This window comes from Alcanivorax sp. HI0083, assembly GCF_001635175.1.
On the sequence record NZ_LWFX01000151.1, the window covers coordinates 1 to 772 of the forward strand.

Below are 772 nucleotides of genomic sequence, written 5' to 3' on the forward strand. Positions count from 1 at the left end.
TTCAATGGTTCTGGCCCTGCTACCGGCAGTGGTCCGATAACTACGCCTGCGGTGGCCCCTGCGCCCCGTCAGCCGGAGTCTGATAGCCGGCCGCAACCCACCGCGCTGGGCGGGGCCCGCAAGCATCGCAGTAACCTCAATACCGGCTTTACCTTCTCTACCTTCGTCGAGGGCAAGTCCAACCGCATGGCGGCGGCGGCGGCCCAACAGGTGGCCGAGAATCCGGCGAGCCACGGCTATAACCCGTTGCTGTTATACGGCGGCGTTGGCCTGGGCAAGACTCACCTGATGCATGCGGTGGGTAATGAGCTGTTACGGCGCAATCCCAATGCCAAGGTGGTCTACCTGCACAGTGAGCGCTTTGTGGCGGATATGATTTCTGCTCTGCGCAACAAGACCATTAATGAGTTCAAGCGCTTCTATCGATCCGTGGATGCGTTGCTGATCGATGATATTCAATTTTTTGCAGGAAAAGAGCAGTCCCAGGAGGAGTTCTTCCATACCTTCAATGCGCTGCTGGAAAACGGTCAGCAGATCATCCTCACCTGTGACAAGTTCCCCAAGGAAGTGGATGGTTTGGAGGAGCGCCTGAAAAGCCGGTTTGGTTGGGGCTTGTCCCAGCCCATGGAGCCGCCGGAGCTGGAAACCCGGGTGGCGATCCTGAAAAAGAAGGCGGAAGAGGCGAAGGTGGATCTGCCCAACGACGCGGCCTTCTTTATTGCCCAGCGAATCCGTTCTAATGTACGGGAGCTGGAAGGTGCCTTGCGCCGGG

At 58.4% G+C, this 772-nt stretch carries 1 protein-coding gene; it reads left to right on the forward strand.

Going from position 1 to position 772, the window contains the following annotated elements:
• Positions 1-772: chromosomal replication initiator protein DnaA (dnaA, locus tag A3754_RS01635; protein ID WP_082904745.1), on the forward strand; the 772-nt coding region annotated here is incomplete at both ends.